Source organism: Caenispirillum bisanense (assembly GCF_039523075.1).
GTDB lineage: Bacteria > Pseudomonadota > Alphaproteobacteria > Rhodospirillales > Rhodospirillaceae > Caenispirillum > Caenispirillum bisanense.
Genome location: NZ_BAAAEP010000038.1, coordinates 16,545 through 30,797 on the forward strand (window position 1 = coordinate 16,545; position 14,253 = coordinate 30,797).

Annotated in this window: 14 protein-coding genes; 8 read left to right on the forward strand and 6 right to left on the reverse strand. The window is 69.3% G+C overall.

All coding sequences use genetic code 11. The features are described 5' to 3' along the window. Positions 1 to 13 precede the first annotated feature (13 nt). Genes ABD056_RS15825 through ABD056_RS15840 form a run of 4 tightly spaced genes read left to right on the forward strand, consistent with a single transcriptional unit; the run spans position 14 to position 4,201 of the window. Positions 14 to 1,330 (forward strand): pyruvate dehydrogenase complex dihydrolipoamide acetyltransferase, encoded by a 1,317-nt coding sequence (locus ABD056_RS15825; RefSeq protein WP_343868176.1) that lies wholly within the window; start codon positions 14 to 16, stop codon positions 1,328 to 1,330. 29 nt (positions 1,331 to 1,359) lie between these two features. Then, positions 1,360 to 2,763, forward strand: a complete 1,404-nt coding sequence (lpdA, locus tag ABD056_RS15830; protein ID WP_343868178.1) for a dihydrolipoyl dehydrogenase — start codon at positions 1,360 to 1,362, stop codon at positions 2,761 to 2,763. Positions 2,764 to 2,769: 6 nt separating this feature from the next. Continuing rightward, positions 2,770 to 3,729 (forward strand): lipoyl synthase, encoded by a 960-nt coding sequence (gene lipA, locus ABD056_RS15835; RefSeq protein WP_343868180.1) that lies wholly within the window; start codon positions 2,770 to 2,772, stop codon positions 3,727 to 3,729. Positions 3,730 to 3,736: 7 nt separating this feature from the next. After that, complete coding sequence (locus ABD056_RS15840; RefSeq protein ID WP_343868182.1) at positions 3,737 to 4,201, forward strand: type II toxin-antitoxin system RatA family toxin; 465 nt, start codon at positions 3,737 to 3,739, stop codon at positions 4,199 to 4,201. A gap of 40 nt (positions 4,202 to 4,241) precedes the next feature. Here ABD056_RS15840 and ABD056_RS15845 read toward each other — a convergent pair whose 3' ends face one another. Both ABD056_RS15845 and ABD056_RS15850 read right to left on the reverse strand, forming a co-directional pair. Then, positions 4,242 to 4,784 (reverse strand): CinA family protein, encoded by a 543-nt coding sequence (locus ABD056_RS15845; RefSeq protein ID WP_343868184.1) that lies wholly within the window; start codon positions 4,782 to 4,784, stop codon positions 4,242 to 4,244. 5 nt (positions 4,785 to 4,789) lie between these two features. Continuing rightward, on the reverse strand, positions 4,790 to 5,230 hold the full coding sequence (locus tag ABD056_RS15850; protein ID WP_343868186.1) for a phosphatidylglycerophosphatase A family protein: 441 nt from the start codon (positions 5,228 to 5,230) through the stop codon (positions 4,790 to 4,792). 434 nt (positions 5,231 to 5,664) lie between these two features. Between ABD056_RS15850 and ABD056_RS15855 the strand changes: the two genes are divergently transcribed. Both ABD056_RS15855 and ABD056_RS15860 read left to right on the forward strand, forming a co-directional pair. Beyond that, a complete protein-coding gene (locus ABD056_RS15855; protein ID WP_343868188.1) occupies positions 5,665 to 7,167 on the forward strand; it encodes a peptidoglycan DD-metalloendopeptidase family protein in 1,503 nt (500 codons plus the stop codon). Then, positions 7,151 to 7,615, forward strand: a complete 465-nt coding sequence (locus tag ABD056_RS15860) for a bactofilin family protein (protein ID WP_343868190.1) — start codon at positions 7,151 to 7,153, stop codon at positions 7,613 to 7,615. Before ABD056_RS15855 ends, ABD056_RS15860 begins: the two co-directional genes overlap by 17 nt. A 97-nt stretch (positions 7,616 to 7,712) precedes the next feature. Here the strand turns inward: ABD056_RS15860 and ABD056_RS15865 are convergent, their stop codons facing one another. From ABD056_RS15865 to ABD056_RS15875, 3 genes are all read right to left on the reverse strand, one after another. Next, positions 7,713 to 8,705 (reverse strand): threonine ammonia-lyase, encoded by a 993-nt coding sequence (locus ABD056_RS15865; protein ID WP_343868192.1) that lies wholly within the window; start codon positions 8,703 to 8,705, stop codon positions 7,713 to 7,715. Continuing rightward, on the reverse strand, positions 8,702 to 9,406 hold the full coding sequence (locus ABD056_RS15870; RefSeq protein ID WP_343868194.1) for a haloacid dehalogenase type II: 705 nt from the start codon (positions 9,404 to 9,406) through the stop codon (positions 8,702 to 8,704). The genes ABD056_RS15865 and ABD056_RS15870 overlap by 4 nt, the downstream gene beginning before the upstream one ends. An 82-nt stretch (positions 9,407 to 9,488) precedes the next feature. Then, positions 9,489 to 11,417: a lytic transglycosylase domain-containing protein gene (locus ABD056_RS15875; protein WP_343868196.1), complete on the reverse strand. Its 1,929-nt coding sequence runs from the start codon at positions 11,415 to 11,417 to the stop codon at positions 9,489 to 9,491. 293 nt (positions 11,418 to 11,710) lie between these two features. Here ABD056_RS15875 and dapA point away from each other — a divergent pair, with 293 nt between their 5' ends. Beyond that, positions 11,711 to 12,586, forward strand: a complete 876-nt coding sequence (dapA, locus tag ABD056_RS15880) for a 4-hydroxy-tetrahydrodipicolinate synthase (RefSeq protein ID WP_343868198.1) — start codon at positions 11,711 to 11,713, stop codon at positions 12,584 to 12,586. A gap of 4 nt (positions 12,587 to 12,590) precedes the next feature. Further along, positions 12,591 to 13,079, forward strand: a complete 489-nt coding sequence (gene smpB, locus ABD056_RS15885; RefSeq protein ID WP_343868200.1) for an SsrA-binding protein SmpB — start codon at positions 12,591 to 12,593, stop codon at positions 13,077 to 13,079. Positions 13,080 to 13,155: 76 nt separating this feature from the next. Here smpB and ABD056_RS15890 read toward each other — a convergent pair whose 3' ends face one another. Further along, the gene (locus ABD056_RS15890) at positions 13,156 to 14,199 is read right to left on the reverse strand and encodes a histone deacetylase family protein (RefSeq protein ID WP_343868202.1); all 1,044 of its coding nucleotides are present in this window, start codon (positions 14,197 to 14,199) and stop codon (positions 13,156 to 13,158) included. Positions 14,200 to 14,253 lie beyond the last annotated feature (54 nt).

Below are 14,253 nucleotides of genomic sequence, written 5' to 3' on the forward strand. Positions count from 1 at the left end.
GAGACAACGCACCATGGCGACGCAGATCCTGATGCCGGCGCTTTCGCCCACCATGACGGAGGGCAAGCTGGCCAAGTGGCTGAAGAAGGAAGGTGACACGGTGGCGGCCGGCGACATCATCGCCGAGATCGAAACCGACAAGGCCACCATGGAGTTCGAGGCCGTCGACGAAGGCGTCCTCGGCAAGATCCTGGTGGCGGACGGCACCGATGGGGTGCAGGTGAACCAGCCCATCGCCATCCTGCTGGAGGAGGGCGAGGACGCCAGCGCGCTCGATCAGGCGGCCGCCTCGCCGGCCCCCGCGAAGGCCGAGCCGGCCGCTCCCGCCGCCGAGGCGCCGAAGCCGGCCCAGGCCCAGGCTCCGGCCGCCGCGCCGGCTGCCAAGGGCGACCGCGTCTTCGCCAGCCCGCTGGCCAAGCGCATCGCCCGGGAGGCGGGGCTCGATCTCGCCCAGGTCACCGGCAGCGGCCCCAAGGGCCGCATCGTGAAGGCCGACGTGGAGAAGGCCAAGGCGGAGGGCACCGGCAAGGCCGCTCCCGCCGCCGCCGCTGCGGGCAAGGCGGAGACCGCCCAGGCCGCGCCGCAGGCTCCTGCCGCCGCCAAGGCGGTCGCCAGCGCGACGCCGGAGCAGGTGGCCATGGGCCGGCCCTTCCGCCTGGAGCCCAACTCGGGCATGCGCAAGACCATCGCCCGCCGCCTGACCGAATCCAAGCAGACGGTGCCGCACTTCTACCTGACCATCGACCTGCGCATCGACGAACTGCTGAAGCTGCGCAAGCAGCTGAACGACAAGGGCGGCGACGCCTTCAAGCTGTCGGTCAACGACCTGGTCATCAAGGCCGTCGCCGTGGCGCTGCGCCGCGTGCCGGCCGCCAACGCCAGCTGGACCGACGAGGGCATCCTGTACTGGGAGGACGTGGACGTCTCCGTCGCCGTGGCGACCGATGGCGGCCTCATCACCCCCATCCTCAAGAAGGCCGACCAGAAGGGCCTCGCGACCCTGTCCAACGAGATGAAGGACCTGGCCAAGCGCGCCCGCGCCGGCAAGCTGAAGCCGGAGGAATACCAGGGCGGCGGCTTCTCGGTCTCCAACCTCGGCATGTTCGGCATCCGCGAGTTCGCGGCCATCATCAACCCGCCGCAGGGCTGCATTCTGGCCGTCGGCGCCGGCGAGCAGCGCCCGGTGGTGGTGGATGGCGCGCTGACCGTCGCCACCATGATGACCTGCACCCTGTCGGTCGACCACCGCGTGGTGGACGGCGCCGTCGGGGCGGAATTCCTGGCCGCCTTCAAGGCGATCGTGGAAGACCCGCTCACCCTCATGCTGTGACGCCGACAGGCGGGAAGGAGACCTGATCCATGGCCGAAAACACCTTCGACCTGGTCGTCGTCGGCGCCGGTCCCGGCGGTTACGTGGCCGCCATCCGCGCTGCCCAGCTCGGCATGAAGACGGCGATCGTCGAGCGCGAGCACCTGGGCGGCATCTGCCTCAACTGGGGCTGCATCCCGACCAAGGCGCTGCTGCGCTCGGCGGACATCTACCGCACCTTCAAGCACGCCAAGTCCTTCGGCCTCAGCGCCGAAGGGGTGGGCTTCGACCTCGATGCCATCGTCAAGCGCTCGCGCGGGGTGGCGGGGCAGCTGTCGGGCGGCGTCAAGCACCTGCTGAAGAAGAACAAGGTCACCGTCTTCGACGGCCACGGCAGCCTCGCCGGCAAGGGCAAGGTGCATGTGGAAAAGGACGGCAAGGCGGTGGCCGACATCTCCGCCAAGCACATCATCCTGGCGACCGGCGCCCGCGCCCGCACCTTCCCGGGCCTGGAAGCCGACGGCAAGCTGGTGTGGACCTACCGCCACGCGCTGGTGCCCAACACCATGCCGAAGAAGCTGCTGGTGGTCGGCTCCGGCGCCATCGGCATCGAGTTCGCCAGCTTCTTCGCCGCCTTTGGCACCGAGGTGACGGTGGTGGAGGTGCTCGACCGCATCGTGCCGGCGGAGGACGAGGAAATCTCGGCCTTCCTCAAGAAGGCGCTGGAGAAGGACGGGCTCAAGATCAAGGTCAACACCAAGGTCGCCGAGCTGAAGAAGGGCACCGACAGCGTCACCGCCGTGCTCGACGAGAACGGCAAGAAGAGCGAGATCACCGTCGACCGGGTGATCCTGGCCGTCGGCATCCAGCCCAACGTCGAGAACATCGGCATCGACGGCCTGGGGCTGACCCAGGACAAGGCCGGCTTCATCCAGGTGGACGGCTACCTGCGCACGGGCGTCGAGGGGCTTTATGCCATCGGCGATCTGGTGCAGGGGCCGTGGCTCGCCCACAAGGCCAGCCACGAGGCCATCATCTGCGTCGAGAAGATCGCCGGCCTGCCCGACGTCCACCCCATGGACCGCAGCCGCATCCCCGGCTGCACCTACTGCCACCCGCAGGTGGCGTCGGTCGGCCTGACGGAGAAGAAGGCCAAGGAGCAGGGGTACGAGGTGAAGGTCGGCCGCTTCCCGTTCATCGGCAACGGCAAGGCCATCGCCCTGGGCGAGCCGGAGGGCATGGTCAAGACCGTGTTCGACGCCAAGACCGGCGAGCTGCTGGGCGCCCACATGATCGGGGCCGAGGTGACGGAATTGATCCAGGGTTATTCCATCGCCAAAACCCTGGAGACGACGGAGGCGGAATTGATGCATACCATCTTCCCGCACCCGACGTTGTCGGAAATGATGCACGAGTCCGTGCTTGACGCCTTCGGGCGCGCAATCCATTTCTAGGGCACCATGAGCGACACCCCGATCACCACCCCCGCACCGCAGCCGGACGCCGAGGCGAAGCCCGCGCACCAGCGCAAGCCGTCGTGGATTCGCGTCAAGGCCCCGACCTCCAAGGAATACGGCGAGACGCGCCAGCTCATGCGCAAGCTGTCGCTCAACACCGTGTGCGAGGAAGCGGCCTGCCCGAACATCGGCGAATGCTGGAAGAACCGGCATGCGACGGTGATGATTATGGGGGATACCTGCACCCGGGCGTGCCGGTTCTGCAACGTCAAGACCGGCCGCCCGAACCGCCTCGATCCCGACGAGCCGAAGAACGTCGCCGAGGCGGTGCGGGAAATGCACCTGCGGCACGTCGTCATCACCTCGGTCGACCGCGACGACCTGGACGACGGCGGCGCCGACCATTTCGTGAAGGTGATCGGGGCGGTGCGCGAGCATGCCCCCGGCACCACCATCGAAATCCTGACGCCCGACTTCCGCAACAAGGAAGGCGCCATCCGCAAGGTGGCGGAGGCGCGGCCGGACGTGTTCAACCACAACCTGGAAACCGTGCCGCGGCTGTATCAGGCCATCCGCCCCGGTGCCCGCTACTTCGGCTCCCTGCGGCTGCTCGATACGGTCAAGGATGCGGCGCCCGACGTCTTCACCAAGTCCGGCATCATGGTCGGCCTGGGCGAGACGAAGGAAGAGGTGCTGCAGGTGATGGACGACCTGCGCTCCGCCCGTGTCGACTTCCTGACCATCGGCCAGTACCTGCAGCCGACGCCCAAGCATGTGGCGGTCGACCGCTTCGTCACGCCCGACGAGTTCGAGGATTACGCCCGCATGGCCCGCGCCAAGGGCTTCCTCATGGTGTCGGCGTCGCCGCTGACCCGGTCCTCCTACCACGCCGACCGTGATTTCGAGCAGCTGAAGGCGGCGCGCCTCGCCCAGCTGGGCAAGACCGCTCCGGCGGCGGAGTAACGGCGGCATGCCCACGCACGCCGAGAAACGCTTCCTGCCCTATACGCCGCCCGAGCTGTACCAGCTGGTGGCCAATGTGGAGAGGTACCCCGAGTTCCTGCCGTGGTGTCTGGCGTCGCGCATCAAGCGGCGCGAGGGCCATGTGTTCTGGGCCGACCTGGTGATCGGCTTCAAGATGGTGCGGGAAAAGTTCACCAGCCGGGTGGCGCTGTCGCCCGAGCAGTGCCGCATCGACGTCACCTATACCGACGGCCCGTTCAAGTACCTGAACAACCACTGGGTCTTCGAAGAGGCCGAGGGCGGCACGCTGATCGACTTCTATGTCGACTTCGAGTTCCGCTCCATCGTCCTGCAGAAGATCATGGGCGCCCTGTTCTCCGAGGCGGTGGCGCGCATGGTCGCCGCCTTCGAGAAGCGCGCCCATGCGCTCTATGGCGAGCGTCCCGGCGGGCGCATCGTCAGCACCCGCTGACGCTTACAGAGTGGTCAGCTTCCGCTGACGCCGGCGTTCCTCAGTCTCCGCTCACCACGTCCACCGCCTCGGTTTCCTGCCGCAGCAGGTCGAGCGCCGCCCTGACGCTGGCAAGGCGGACGGCGGCGCGCGAGCCGGGGAACAGGAAGCGCTGCGCCCGCGGCGGCTGCCCGCGGCGGCACACCCCGATCCACACCGTGCCGACCGGCTTCTCGGCGCTGCCGCCGGTGGGGCCGGCGACGCCGGTCAGCGACACCGCCAGATCGGCGCGCGAGCGGGCGATGGCGCCGGCTGCCATGGCCTCCGCCACCGGCTGGCTGACGGCGCCATGCGACTCGATCAGCGCCGCCGGCACGTCCAGCATGTCGCTCTTGGCGTCGTTGGAATAGGTGACGAAGCCGCGCTCGGTGACGCTGGAGTAGCCGGGCACCGAGGTCAGGCAGGCGGCCACCAGCCCGCCGGTGCAGCTTTCGGCGGTGGCGATGCGCATCTTGCGGTCGGAACAGCGGCCGAGAACGTCGCGCGCCTGATCCAGCAGGGCGGCGTCGAAGGATTCGGCCGGGTCGAACAGGGTGTCGGGCATGGGCCTCACGTCCACAGGAAGATCAGGAACAGCCACAGCAGCGGCGTGCTGAAGCCGGCGGCCAGGATGTCGTCGATCATCACGCCGAACCCGCCGCTGACACGCCGGTCGGCCCAGCTGATGGGCCAGGGCTTGAGCATGTCGAAGATGCGGAACAGCACGAAGCCGACCAGGTAGGGAACCAGCTCCGGCGGGGCCACCGACAGGGTGATCCACTGCGCCGCCACCTCGTCGATGACGATGCGGCCGGGGTCCTTCAGGCCGGCCAGCCGGCAGTAGACGTCCGACGCCCACCAGCCGATCAGGAACACCGCCACACCGGCCGGGACCAACATCCACGGCGCGCCCAGGGTTGCAATGACCCAGGCGAAGGGCAGGGCGGCCAGCGAGCCCATGGTGCCCGGCACAACCGGGCTGAGGCCGGCGCCGAACCAAGTGACAACCATGGTCAGCGGCCAGGGCAGCGGTATTTGTCGCGCCGATACCGAATCGCGCGCATGAAGCGGATCGAAAGACGAAGTCATGAAGTCTATGGATTCCGGCAGGGTGAGCGGTTTTCCTTGCAACCTTCTACAGCCCACGGCTAGAGTGTGGGCGCCTTGCGAAGGGTGGTCTACCATGCCGCATTCGGATGGGCGCGTCGAGTGACGGTCGGACTTGCCTCCGCTGTGGGGCTGCCGGGGTCACCCGGACCGTGAGGGCGGTCCGGCCGAGGGGCGCGATCCCTGCGGTAGAGGGGGTGCCGAAGGTACGTTGCTGTTGGTAACCTGCCGGTGCCGGCGGGTGTCCCTCGGGTGTCGCGGTCCTGCTGGTCGGGACGCCCGGCGCGGGATGCTTGCCCATTCGCGAGGCCGGAGAGACAGTTGCCAACGGGAAGACCATGTCGCAATTCGATCCGCAACAGCGTAACCTGAGCAGGCTCGGCCTCTTCCTGCGCCGCGCCTTCCCCGAACGGCAGATCATCCTGCGCTCGGGCGAGCGGCTGCGGTCGCTGCGGTTGTCCACCGCCAGCCAGGTGGCCCTTGTGGCCGCCGGTCTGGCCGTGGGCGGCTGGGTGACGTACTCGTCCTACTTCGTGATTGATCACGACCGCATCGTCGCCGCCAAGGAAACCGAGATCAACCGCGCCCGCGCCGCCTACAAGGGGCTGCTGGCGCAGGTGTCGGTCTACAAGGAACGCATCGGCTCCATCACCTCCAGCCTGGAACGCAACCACGCGCACATCGTCTCGCTGGTGGACCAGAACACCAGCCTGGACGAGCGCCTGGCCACCATGCGCGAGGAACTGGCCTCCACCGCCGAGGAGAAGGAGCGCATCGAGAAGCAGAGCGCCGACCTCGCCGGTGAAATCAAGAAGCTGAAGACCGAGATCGCCAGCGCCGCCCGCCAGGGCGACGAGCCCGCCGTCGCCGGTGCCGGCGCCGCCGCTGCCACCTCGGGCGTCGAGCTGGCGGCAGTTGAGGTCGATCCCGGCGACGTGGTCGGCCTGCGCCGCGCCCGCGCCGACCGCGAGCGCGAAGACCTCTACGCCCAGCTGCAGATGCTCGAAAGCGACCTCGGCCGTTCCCCCACCACCGAGATCGTCGCCACCGACCTGGACGGCATCGAGGTGGAGCTGCGCCGCGTCATCCTGCAGCGCGACCTGGCGCAGGCGGAACGCGACGGCCTGACCAAGCGCATCGGCGACCTGGAAAAGCAGCTGGCGGAGATGGAGAACACCCAGCTGGCGCTGTTCACCCGCTTCTCCGAACTGGCGTCGGACAAGATCGGCGAGGTGGAGAAGTCGCTCGCCCGTACCGGCATCGACCTGCCGGCGCTGGTGGAGAAGGCCAACCGCCGCTACGGCCAGGGCGGCCCCTTCGTGCCGGACGATGCCCTGCGCGAGCGCGAGACGCCGCTGACCCGCAGCCTGGACCGCGTCAGCCTGCGGCTCGACCATCTGGACACCCTCGGCCGTGTCGCCCGCCAGCTGCCGCTGACCGCGCCGCTGGCGGAGGACTTCCGCATCACCTCCACCTTCGGTCCCCGCCGCGACCCGGTGAACGGCCGCAGCGCGGTGCACGAAGGGCTGGATCTGGTCTCCAAGTACAAGAGCCAGATCATGGTGACCGCGCCTGGAAAGGTTGTTTACGCCGGATGGCGTGGCCGGTATGGTCGTATGGTCGAGATCGATCACGGCATGGGGATCCGCACCCGCTATGCTCACCTGGCGAAGATCACCGTCAGGAAGGGCCAGCGGGTGGACCGCGGCGACGAGGTCGGGCTTCTCGGCAACAGCGGGCGCTCCACCGGCGCGCACCTGCACTACGAGGTGCTGGTGGACGGGGAGCCTCAGGATCCCATGAAGTTCATCAAGGCCGGCAGCGATGTTTTCAAAGGCTAGCAAGACCCCGGCGCGGGACACCCGCGGCGACAACACCGCAGTGAAGTCGGTTCCCTCCATCATCAGCGCCGACCTGACGGTCACCGGCGATCTGGTCAGCCGCGGCGAGATCCAGGTCGACGGCACCATCGAGGGCGACGTCGAGTGCCGCATCCTGATCATCGGCGCCCATGGCAGCGTCACCGGCGAAATCACCGCCGATGATGTCCGCATCCACGGCTCGGTGTCCGGTCAGGTGCGCGCCAAGTCGGTGTTCCTGGCGGCGACCGCCCACATGGTCGGCGACATCACCCACGAAAGCCTCGCCATCGAGCCGGGCGCCTTCATGGAAGGCCACTGCCGCCGCATGCAGGAGGTGCCGGCCACCGCCGTCACCGTGCCGCTGGTGCTGGCCGACAGCAAGAAGTCCGAAGCCGCAGCCGCCGAGCCGGAGAAGGCCGTGGGCTGACCCGCCCGCCGCTCCGCCAGCCGCAGCAAGATCAAGGGCCGGTTCCCGTCGGGGAGCCGGCCCTTTCCTTTGTCGTGACACTGTGCGGCGGTCCGCGTCAGAACGGCGACGGCGTTTCCTCCAGCGCCTGCTGGAACACCGCCGCATCGACGTTGCCGCCGGAGCACACGACGGCGATGGTGCGGCCGTCGCGCGGCACCTTGCCGGACAGCACGGCGGCCAGCGCCACGGCGCCACCCGGCTCCACCACCAGCTTCAGCAGGTGGAAGGCCATGGCCATGGCGTGGCGCGCCTCGGCATCGCTGACGGCGATCCCGCCCGCCACCAGCCGGCGGGCGATGGGGAAGGTGATGTCGCCGGGGGTGGCGGCCATCAGGGCGTCGCACTGGGTGCTGCCGCCGGGGGTGTTGCTGACGTGGTGATCGGCGGCCAGCGACCGCGCCATGTCGTCGAAGCCCTCCGGCTCCGCCGCCATCACCTGGGTGTGGGGGCTGCGCTCGGCCAGGGCGAGGGCGATGCCGGCCAGCATGCCGCCGCCGGACACCGGCACCAGCACCTGATCGACCACCGCTGCGCCGGCCTCCGCCGCCTGCTCGGCCAGTTCCAGGCCGATGGTGCCCTGGCCGGCGATGACCAGCGGCTCGTCATAGGGGCGCACCAGCGTCGCGCCGGTCTCGGCGGCGAGGGCGGCACCGATGGCCTCGCGGCTTTCGGTCCAGCGGTCATAGGTGACGACGCGGGCGCCCTGGGCCTTGGTGGAGGCGATCTTGATGGCGGGCGCGTCGGCGGGCATGACGATGGTCGCCGGCACGCCGTAGAGCCGCGCCGCCGCCGCCACCGCCTGCCCGTGGTTGCCGGAGGAGAAGGCGACGATGCCCTTCGCCCGCTGCGCCGCCGGCAGGGCGGAAACGGCGTTGTAGGCACCGCGGAACTTGAAGCTGCCGGTGCGCTGCAGCGGCTCGGCCTTGACCAGCAGGCGGCAGCCGAGGCGGTCGTTCAGCAGCGGGCTTTCCAGCAGCGGCGTGCGGACGGCGGTGCGGGCGAGGCGGTCGGCGGCGGCGGCGATGTCGGCGAAAGTGGGCTCGGTCATGATGCGGGGGTCACCAGATCGGCAAGGGGGGCGAGGGTGGTCAGCTCCGCCTCCGGTCCGGCCGGCAGCCGGTCGCGCGGCTGGCCGGTGCGGTTGACCCAGATCGCCCGGAAGCCGAAGGCCGCCGCGCCCGCCACGTCCCAGCCGTTGGAGGACAGGAACAGGATGCGCGCCGGTTCCAGGTCCAGGCGGTCGCAGGCGAGGCGGTAGACCCGTGGATCGGGTTTGTAAACCGCCAGTTCATCCACCGACAGGGCCACTTCCAGCAGGTCTTCAAGCCGGGCATGACGCACCGCCGCCTGCACCATGGCCGGCGAGCCGTTGGTCAGCACGGCGCGGCGGATGCCCTTGTCCGCCAGCGCCCGCAACACGGCCGGCACCTCGGGATAGCAGTCGAGCCGCAGGTAGAGGTCCATGAGGGCGGAATACAGCCGGTCGTCGGGATCGGCGATGGCGAGGCTTTCAAGGGCGAAGCGCAGGGCCTCGCCGGTCACCTGCCAGAAGTCGGCATAGCGGCCCATCAGGCTGCGCAGCCAGGTGTATTCCAGCTGCTTCTGCCGCCACAGGGCGGCCAGCGGCTGCCAGCGGTCGCCCAGGTGGTCCTGCAGGTGGCGGGCGGCGGCGGCGACGTCGAACAGGGTGCCGTAGGCGTCGAAGACGCAGGCGCCCACCGGCACGGGCGCGGCGGCGGAAATGGTCATGGCGGCGGAGCCTCCCCGGCGGTTGCGGCGTGGTGGGTCATCCACCGTAGCCGACAACCGCCGGGGAGGGAATCAGCCGCCGTCAGCGCCGCAGGTCGCCCTCGATGTTGAAGGCGATGTCGCCGACGCCCAGGCGCTGGCGGTAGACCTGCACCCCTTCCAGCACCCGCTGCACGTAGTTGCGGGTTTCCGAGAACGGGATCAGCTCCACCCAGTCCACCGGGTCGACGCCCGGCGTGCGCGGGTCGCCGAACCGCTGCACCCACTGGCGGGAGCGCGACGGGCCGGCGTTGTAGGCGGCGATGGCGAGGATGTAGGAGCCGCCGAACTCGTCGATCAGCGACCGCAGGTAGTTGGAGCCCAGCGCCACGTTGAAGGCCGGATCGGTCAGCAGCCGCGCTTCGGAGAAGTCGAGCGACAGCTTGCGCGCCTCGCTCTTGGCTGTCGCCGGCATCAGCTGCATCAGCCCGCGGGCGCCGACGCGGCTGATGGCGCCGGTGTTGAAGTTGCTCTCCTGGCGGATGATGGACATCACCAGCGCCCGCTCCAGCCCGTCGGCACTGGGGTGGTGGGCGACGGGATAGCCGCTGTCGAGCAGCACCACCCCTTCCTGCGCCGCCCGGCGGGCCAGGGCGACGGAGGTGTGGGTCTGGCCGATGGCGTCGGACAGGCGGGCGGCCAGCAGCTTCTGGCCCGGCGTGCGGCCTTCCGCCTGCAGCTGCAGCAGGAACACGGCGGCATCGTCGGCGCGGCCGATTTCCGCCAGCCCCTGCGCGACGCGGACGATCTCCTTCTTCTCGAAGGCGGCGATGTCCTCGGTGGTGGGCTGCGGGTCCGGGGGCAGGCGGCGGGCGGCCTTGTCCCCCAGCCTGCCGGCGGCAAGCTGGCCGTAGTAGGTGGTGCCGTGCTCGGCCGCCTTCATGTACCAGCTTTCGGCCTTGGCGGCGTTGCCCATGGCCTCCTCCGCCCGGCCGGCCCAATAGGCGCCGCGCGACAGGCTGATGGGGGTGGTGACGTTGGCGTAGAGCTTTTCGAAGTGGGGCAGGGCGTTCTGCGGCTGTTTCAGGAACCGCAGGGCGATCCAGCCCGACAGCCATTCGCCGTCGGCCAGGGCGGACCCGGCCTGCGCCTCGTGGCCGTTGATGTAGCGGTAGGCGTTGGCGTAATCGCCCACGTCCAGCGCCTCGCGCGCAAGGATGGCGCGTTCCCGCCACCACAGTTCGGGGCGTCCCTTGTCGGCATTGCGATGGCCGAGCAGCTCGATGGCGCCGGCGGTCATGCCCTTGGTGCGGCGCCAGCGCAGGCGCTCGTATAGCAGGCCGGGGTCGTCCGCCAGCCGTGCCGGCACCCGCGACACCGCCGCATCGATCCCGCCGGCGTTCTCGATGAGGGCGATGCGGGCCTGGGCGAGGGCGCGATGGTCGGCATCCACCAGCCGCATCATGCGGCGGGCGCCGTCCAGGTCGCGGTCCCACAGCATGCGGTCGAGGCGGGCCACATGGTCCTCCGCCCGCAGGTGCTGGCCGAAGCGGGCTTCGAAGGACTTTTCCTGGGCGCTGCCGAAAGTGGCCTCGCGCCAGGCCTTGCGCACCGTCGCCGTCAGCTCGTCGCGGCGGCCGAGCTGGTCGAGGGCCTGCGACAGCGCCATCCAGCCGTCGGCGCTGACCGGCTGCTTGTCCTGGAACCAGGCGTAGATCTGGGTGGCGTCCTCGCGCAGGCCGATGGCTTCCTCGGCCCGCCGCAGCAGGGTGGTGCGCTGCGGCCAGTCCGGGTTGTCGGAGGCGAAGCGGGAGATCTCGGCAAAGCTCAGGCCCGACCGCGGCTCCAGCATGCGGCGCCACTGCAGCGCCTTGGCCAGCGCCGGGTTGCGCGCCGCCTTGGCGGCGGTCAGCGCCTCGTCCCAGGCGCCGCGGTCGGCGGCGGCATAGGCGCGGGCGTAGATCGCCTCGTCGGCCGGCGACAGTTCATCGGCCCGGGCGGGCAGGGTGGCGGCAATCACGGACAGGGCCACGACGGCGGCCCGCAGCACGGCAAAGCGTGTTGTCACCTTGACCTCGACAGCGAAAACGTTCGGAATTCCTGGGCTTGCCTGGGCCGGGCCATCAGCGGCGCGCGCCTTCCCCAGCGCCGCCGGATGCCCGCGGTCCATCCGCCCGAACTTTCGCACAGAACCCGCGCCACCGGCAACAGGATGCGGCGGTTGCAAACATGAAGATGCGGTAACGATGGATGCTTGCGGCGGACCCCCGGGCCGTCTAGTTTCATCGTCTTTTCACGGCTTATCGCGTGCGCACGGAGCAAGACATGTTCAAGGGGTGCATCACCGCGCTCATCACGCCCTTCCGCGACGGCAAGGTCGACGAGAAGGCGTTCCAGGAATTCGTGGCATGGCAGATCGCCGAAGGCATTCACGGCGTCGTGCCCATGGGCACCACCGGCGAATCGCCGACGGTGCTGCATGAGGATCATGCCCGCGTCGTCTCCCTGTGCGTCGAGGCTGCCGGCGGCAAAGCGCCCGTCATCGCCGGCACCGGCTCCAACTCCACCGACGAGGCCATCTGGCTGACCCGCCGCGCCAAGGACGCCGGCGCCGACGCCGCCCTGGTGGTGACGCCGTACTACAACAAGCCGACCCAGGAAGGCCTCTACCAGCACTTCAAGGCCATCCACGATGCGGTGGACATTCCCATCGTCATCTACAACATCCCCGGCCGCAGCGTCGTCGACATGAGCGTCGACACCATGGCCCGGCTGGCCAAGCTGGCGAACATCGTCGGCGTCAAGGACGCGACGGCCGACCTCGTGCGGCCGCTCAAGACCCGCGTCGCCATCGGACCGGACTTCTGCCAGCTGTCGGGCGAGGATGCCACCGCCACCGCCTTCCTGGCGCAGGGCGGCCACGGCTGCATCTCCGTCACCTCCAACGTGGCGCCGAAGCTGTGCTCGCAGATGCACGAAGCCTGGCAGCGCGGCGACCTGGAAACCTGCTTCGCCATCCGCGACCGGCTGATGCCGCTGCACGACGCCATGTTCGTCGAAACCAGCCCCGGCCCGGTGAAGTACGCCGCCAGCCTGCTCGGCAAGTGCGACGGCTCGGTCAAGCTGCCGCTGGTCGAAGTGTCCGAAGCCACCAAGGAGCGCGTGCGCAACGCCATGGTGAGCGCCGGCATTATCAACTGACGTCATGGCAAAGAAAGAAAACCCGAAAAGCGAGCTGATCAGCCACGGCACCGTCGCCCAGAACCGCAAGGCCCGCCACAACTACGAGATCGTCGACACGGTCGAGGCGGGTCTTGTGCTCATGGGCTCGGAGGTCAAGAGCCTGCGCCTGGGCCGTGCCAACATCGCCGAAAGCTTCGCCGCCCCCCAGGGCGGCGAGCTGGTGCTCATCAACAGCTACATTGCGTCCTACGCCGGCAGCAAGACCTTCGGGCATGAGGAACGGCGCAAGCGCAAGCTGCTGCTGCACAAGCGCGAGCTGAACCGCCTGCACATGGCGGTGGCCAAGGACGGCATGACCATCGTGCCGCTGTCGCTGTACTTCAACCAGCGCGGCCTGGCGAAGGTGCAGCTGGGGCTCGCCAAGGGCAAGAACGTGGTCGACAAGCGCCAGTCGGTGAAGAAGCGCGACTGGGAACGCCAGAAGGCCCGCATCCTGCGCGACAAGGGCTGACCCCTCCGCCGCAGAGGGTGGCAGACACAAAGAGACCGGGCCGGCGATCCCCTCGCCGGCCCGGTTTCGTTTCTCCCTACGCCGCCACGGCGGCGTTGAGGTAGCCGGTGAGGGTGTTGACCACGTTGTCGCCCAGGGCGGCCACCGCATAGCCGCCTTCCATCACGAACAGGGTCGGCAGGCCCATGCGGCCGATGCACTCGCCCATGCGGCTGTAATCGGGCGTGGCGAGCTTGAAGTGGCTGATGGGGTCGTTCTCGTAGGTGTCGACGCCCAGGCTCACCACCACCACGTCGGCGCCGAAGGCCTTGATGCGGCGGCAGGCGTCGTCCAGCGCGTCGGCATAGCCGGTGCTCCAGCCGGTGCCCCAGCGCATGGGATAGTTGACGTTGAAGCCCTCGCCGGCGCCTTCGCCGGTCTCGTCGGCATAGCCGAGGAAGAACGGGTACTCCTGCAGCGGGTCGGCATGCAGCGACAGGAACAGCACGTCGGGGCGGTCGTAGAAGATCGCCTGGGTGCCGTTGCCGTGGTGATAGTCGACATCCAGCACCGCCACCCGGGCGGCGCCCTGGTCGCGCAGGTACTGGGCGGCGATGGCGGCGTTGTTGAGGAAGCAATAGCCGCCATAGAGGTCCGCCGCCGCATGGTGGCCCGGCGGCCGGCAGAGGGCGAAGGCGTGGCGCTTGCCCTGTTGCACCAGCCGGGCGGCGGTCAGCGCCACGTCGGCGGAGGCGCGGGCGGCCTGCCAGGTGCCGGCGGTGATCGGCGTGCCGGCGTCGAGGGAGTAGTAGCTCAGCAGGCCGTCGATGGCTTCCGGGATCTTCTGCCGCATGGTCCGCACCGGCCAGTTGAGCGGCAGCGCGTCGTAGGGGCCGTGGGCGTCGATCCAGCGGTCCCAGGCGGTGCGCAGGAACGCGACGAACTCCGGCGTGTGGACGCGGGTGACGGCGGCATCGGGGAAGCTGTCGGGCGCCAGCAGCGGGCCGAAGCCGGCGGCCTCCACGGCGGCGCGCACGGTTTCCGCCCGCTCCGGCTTTTCCACCGGCGGCTGCATCTGGCCGCCGATCAGTTCATAGGCGCCGTTCTGCAGGGCATGCAGCTCGGAAAACACGACGTCCATGCGGAAGCTCCCGTTGTATTTGTTTGACAGGATGCTCCGAGAGTGTCGGGTTTC

What these genes read in the sequence shown, in the direction of transcription:
- ABD056_RS15850 (WP_343868186.1), bottom strand. Translation starts at nt 5,230, where the DNA reads ATGGTTGTCACTTGGTTCGGCGCCGGCCTCAGCCCGGTTGTGCCGGGC.
- ABD056_RS15890 (WP_343868202.1), bottom strand. Translation starts at nt 14,199, where the DNA reads ATGGACGTCGTGTTTTCCGAGCTGCATGCCCTGCAGAACGGCGCCTAT.
- ABD056_RS15870 (WP_343868194.1), bottom strand. Translation starts at nt 9,406, where the DNA reads ATGACCATTTCCGCCGCCGCGCCCGTGCCGGTGGGCGCCTGCGTCTTC.
- lpdA (WP_343868178.1), top strand. Translation starts at nt 1,360, where the DNA reads ATGGCCGAAAACACCTTCGACCTGGTCGTCGTCGGCGCCGGTCCCGGC.
- lipA (WP_343868180.1), top strand. Translation starts at nt 2,770, where the DNA reads ATGAGCGACACCCCGATCACCACCCCCGCACCGCAGCCGGACGCCGAG.
- ABD056_RS15860 (WP_343868190.1), top strand. Translation starts at nt 7,151, where the DNA reads ATGTTTTCAAAGGCTAGCAAGACCCCGGCGCGGGACACCCGCGGCGAC.
- smpB (WP_343868200.1), top strand. Translation starts at nt 12,591, where the DNA reads ATGGCAAAGAAAGAAAACCCGAAAAGCGAGCTGATCAGCCACGGCACC.
- ABD056_RS15840 (WP_343868182.1), top strand. Translation starts at nt 3,737, where the DNA reads ATGCCCACGCACGCCGAGAAACGCTTCCTGCCCTATACGCCGCCCGAG.
- ABD056_RS15845 (WP_343868184.1), bottom strand. Translation starts at nt 4,784, where the DNA reads ATGCCCGACACCCTGTTCGACCCGGCCGAATCCTTCGACGCCGCCCTG.
- ABD056_RS15865 (WP_343868192.1), bottom strand. Translation starts at nt 8,705, where the DNA reads ATGACCGAGCCCACTTTCGCCGACATCGCCGCCGCCGCCGACCGCCTC.
- ABD056_RS15855 (WP_343868188.1), top strand. Translation starts at nt 5,665, where the DNA reads ATGTCGCAATTCGATCCGCAACAGCGTAACCTGAGCAGGCTCGGCCTC.
- ABD056_RS15825 (WP_343868176.1), top strand. Translation starts at nt 14, where the DNA reads ATGGCGACGCAGATCCTGATGCCGGCGCTTTCGCCCACCATGACGGAG.
- dapA (WP_343868198.1), top strand. Translation starts at nt 11,711, where the DNA reads ATGTTCAAGGGGTGCATCACCGCGCTCATCACGCCCTTCCGCGACGGC.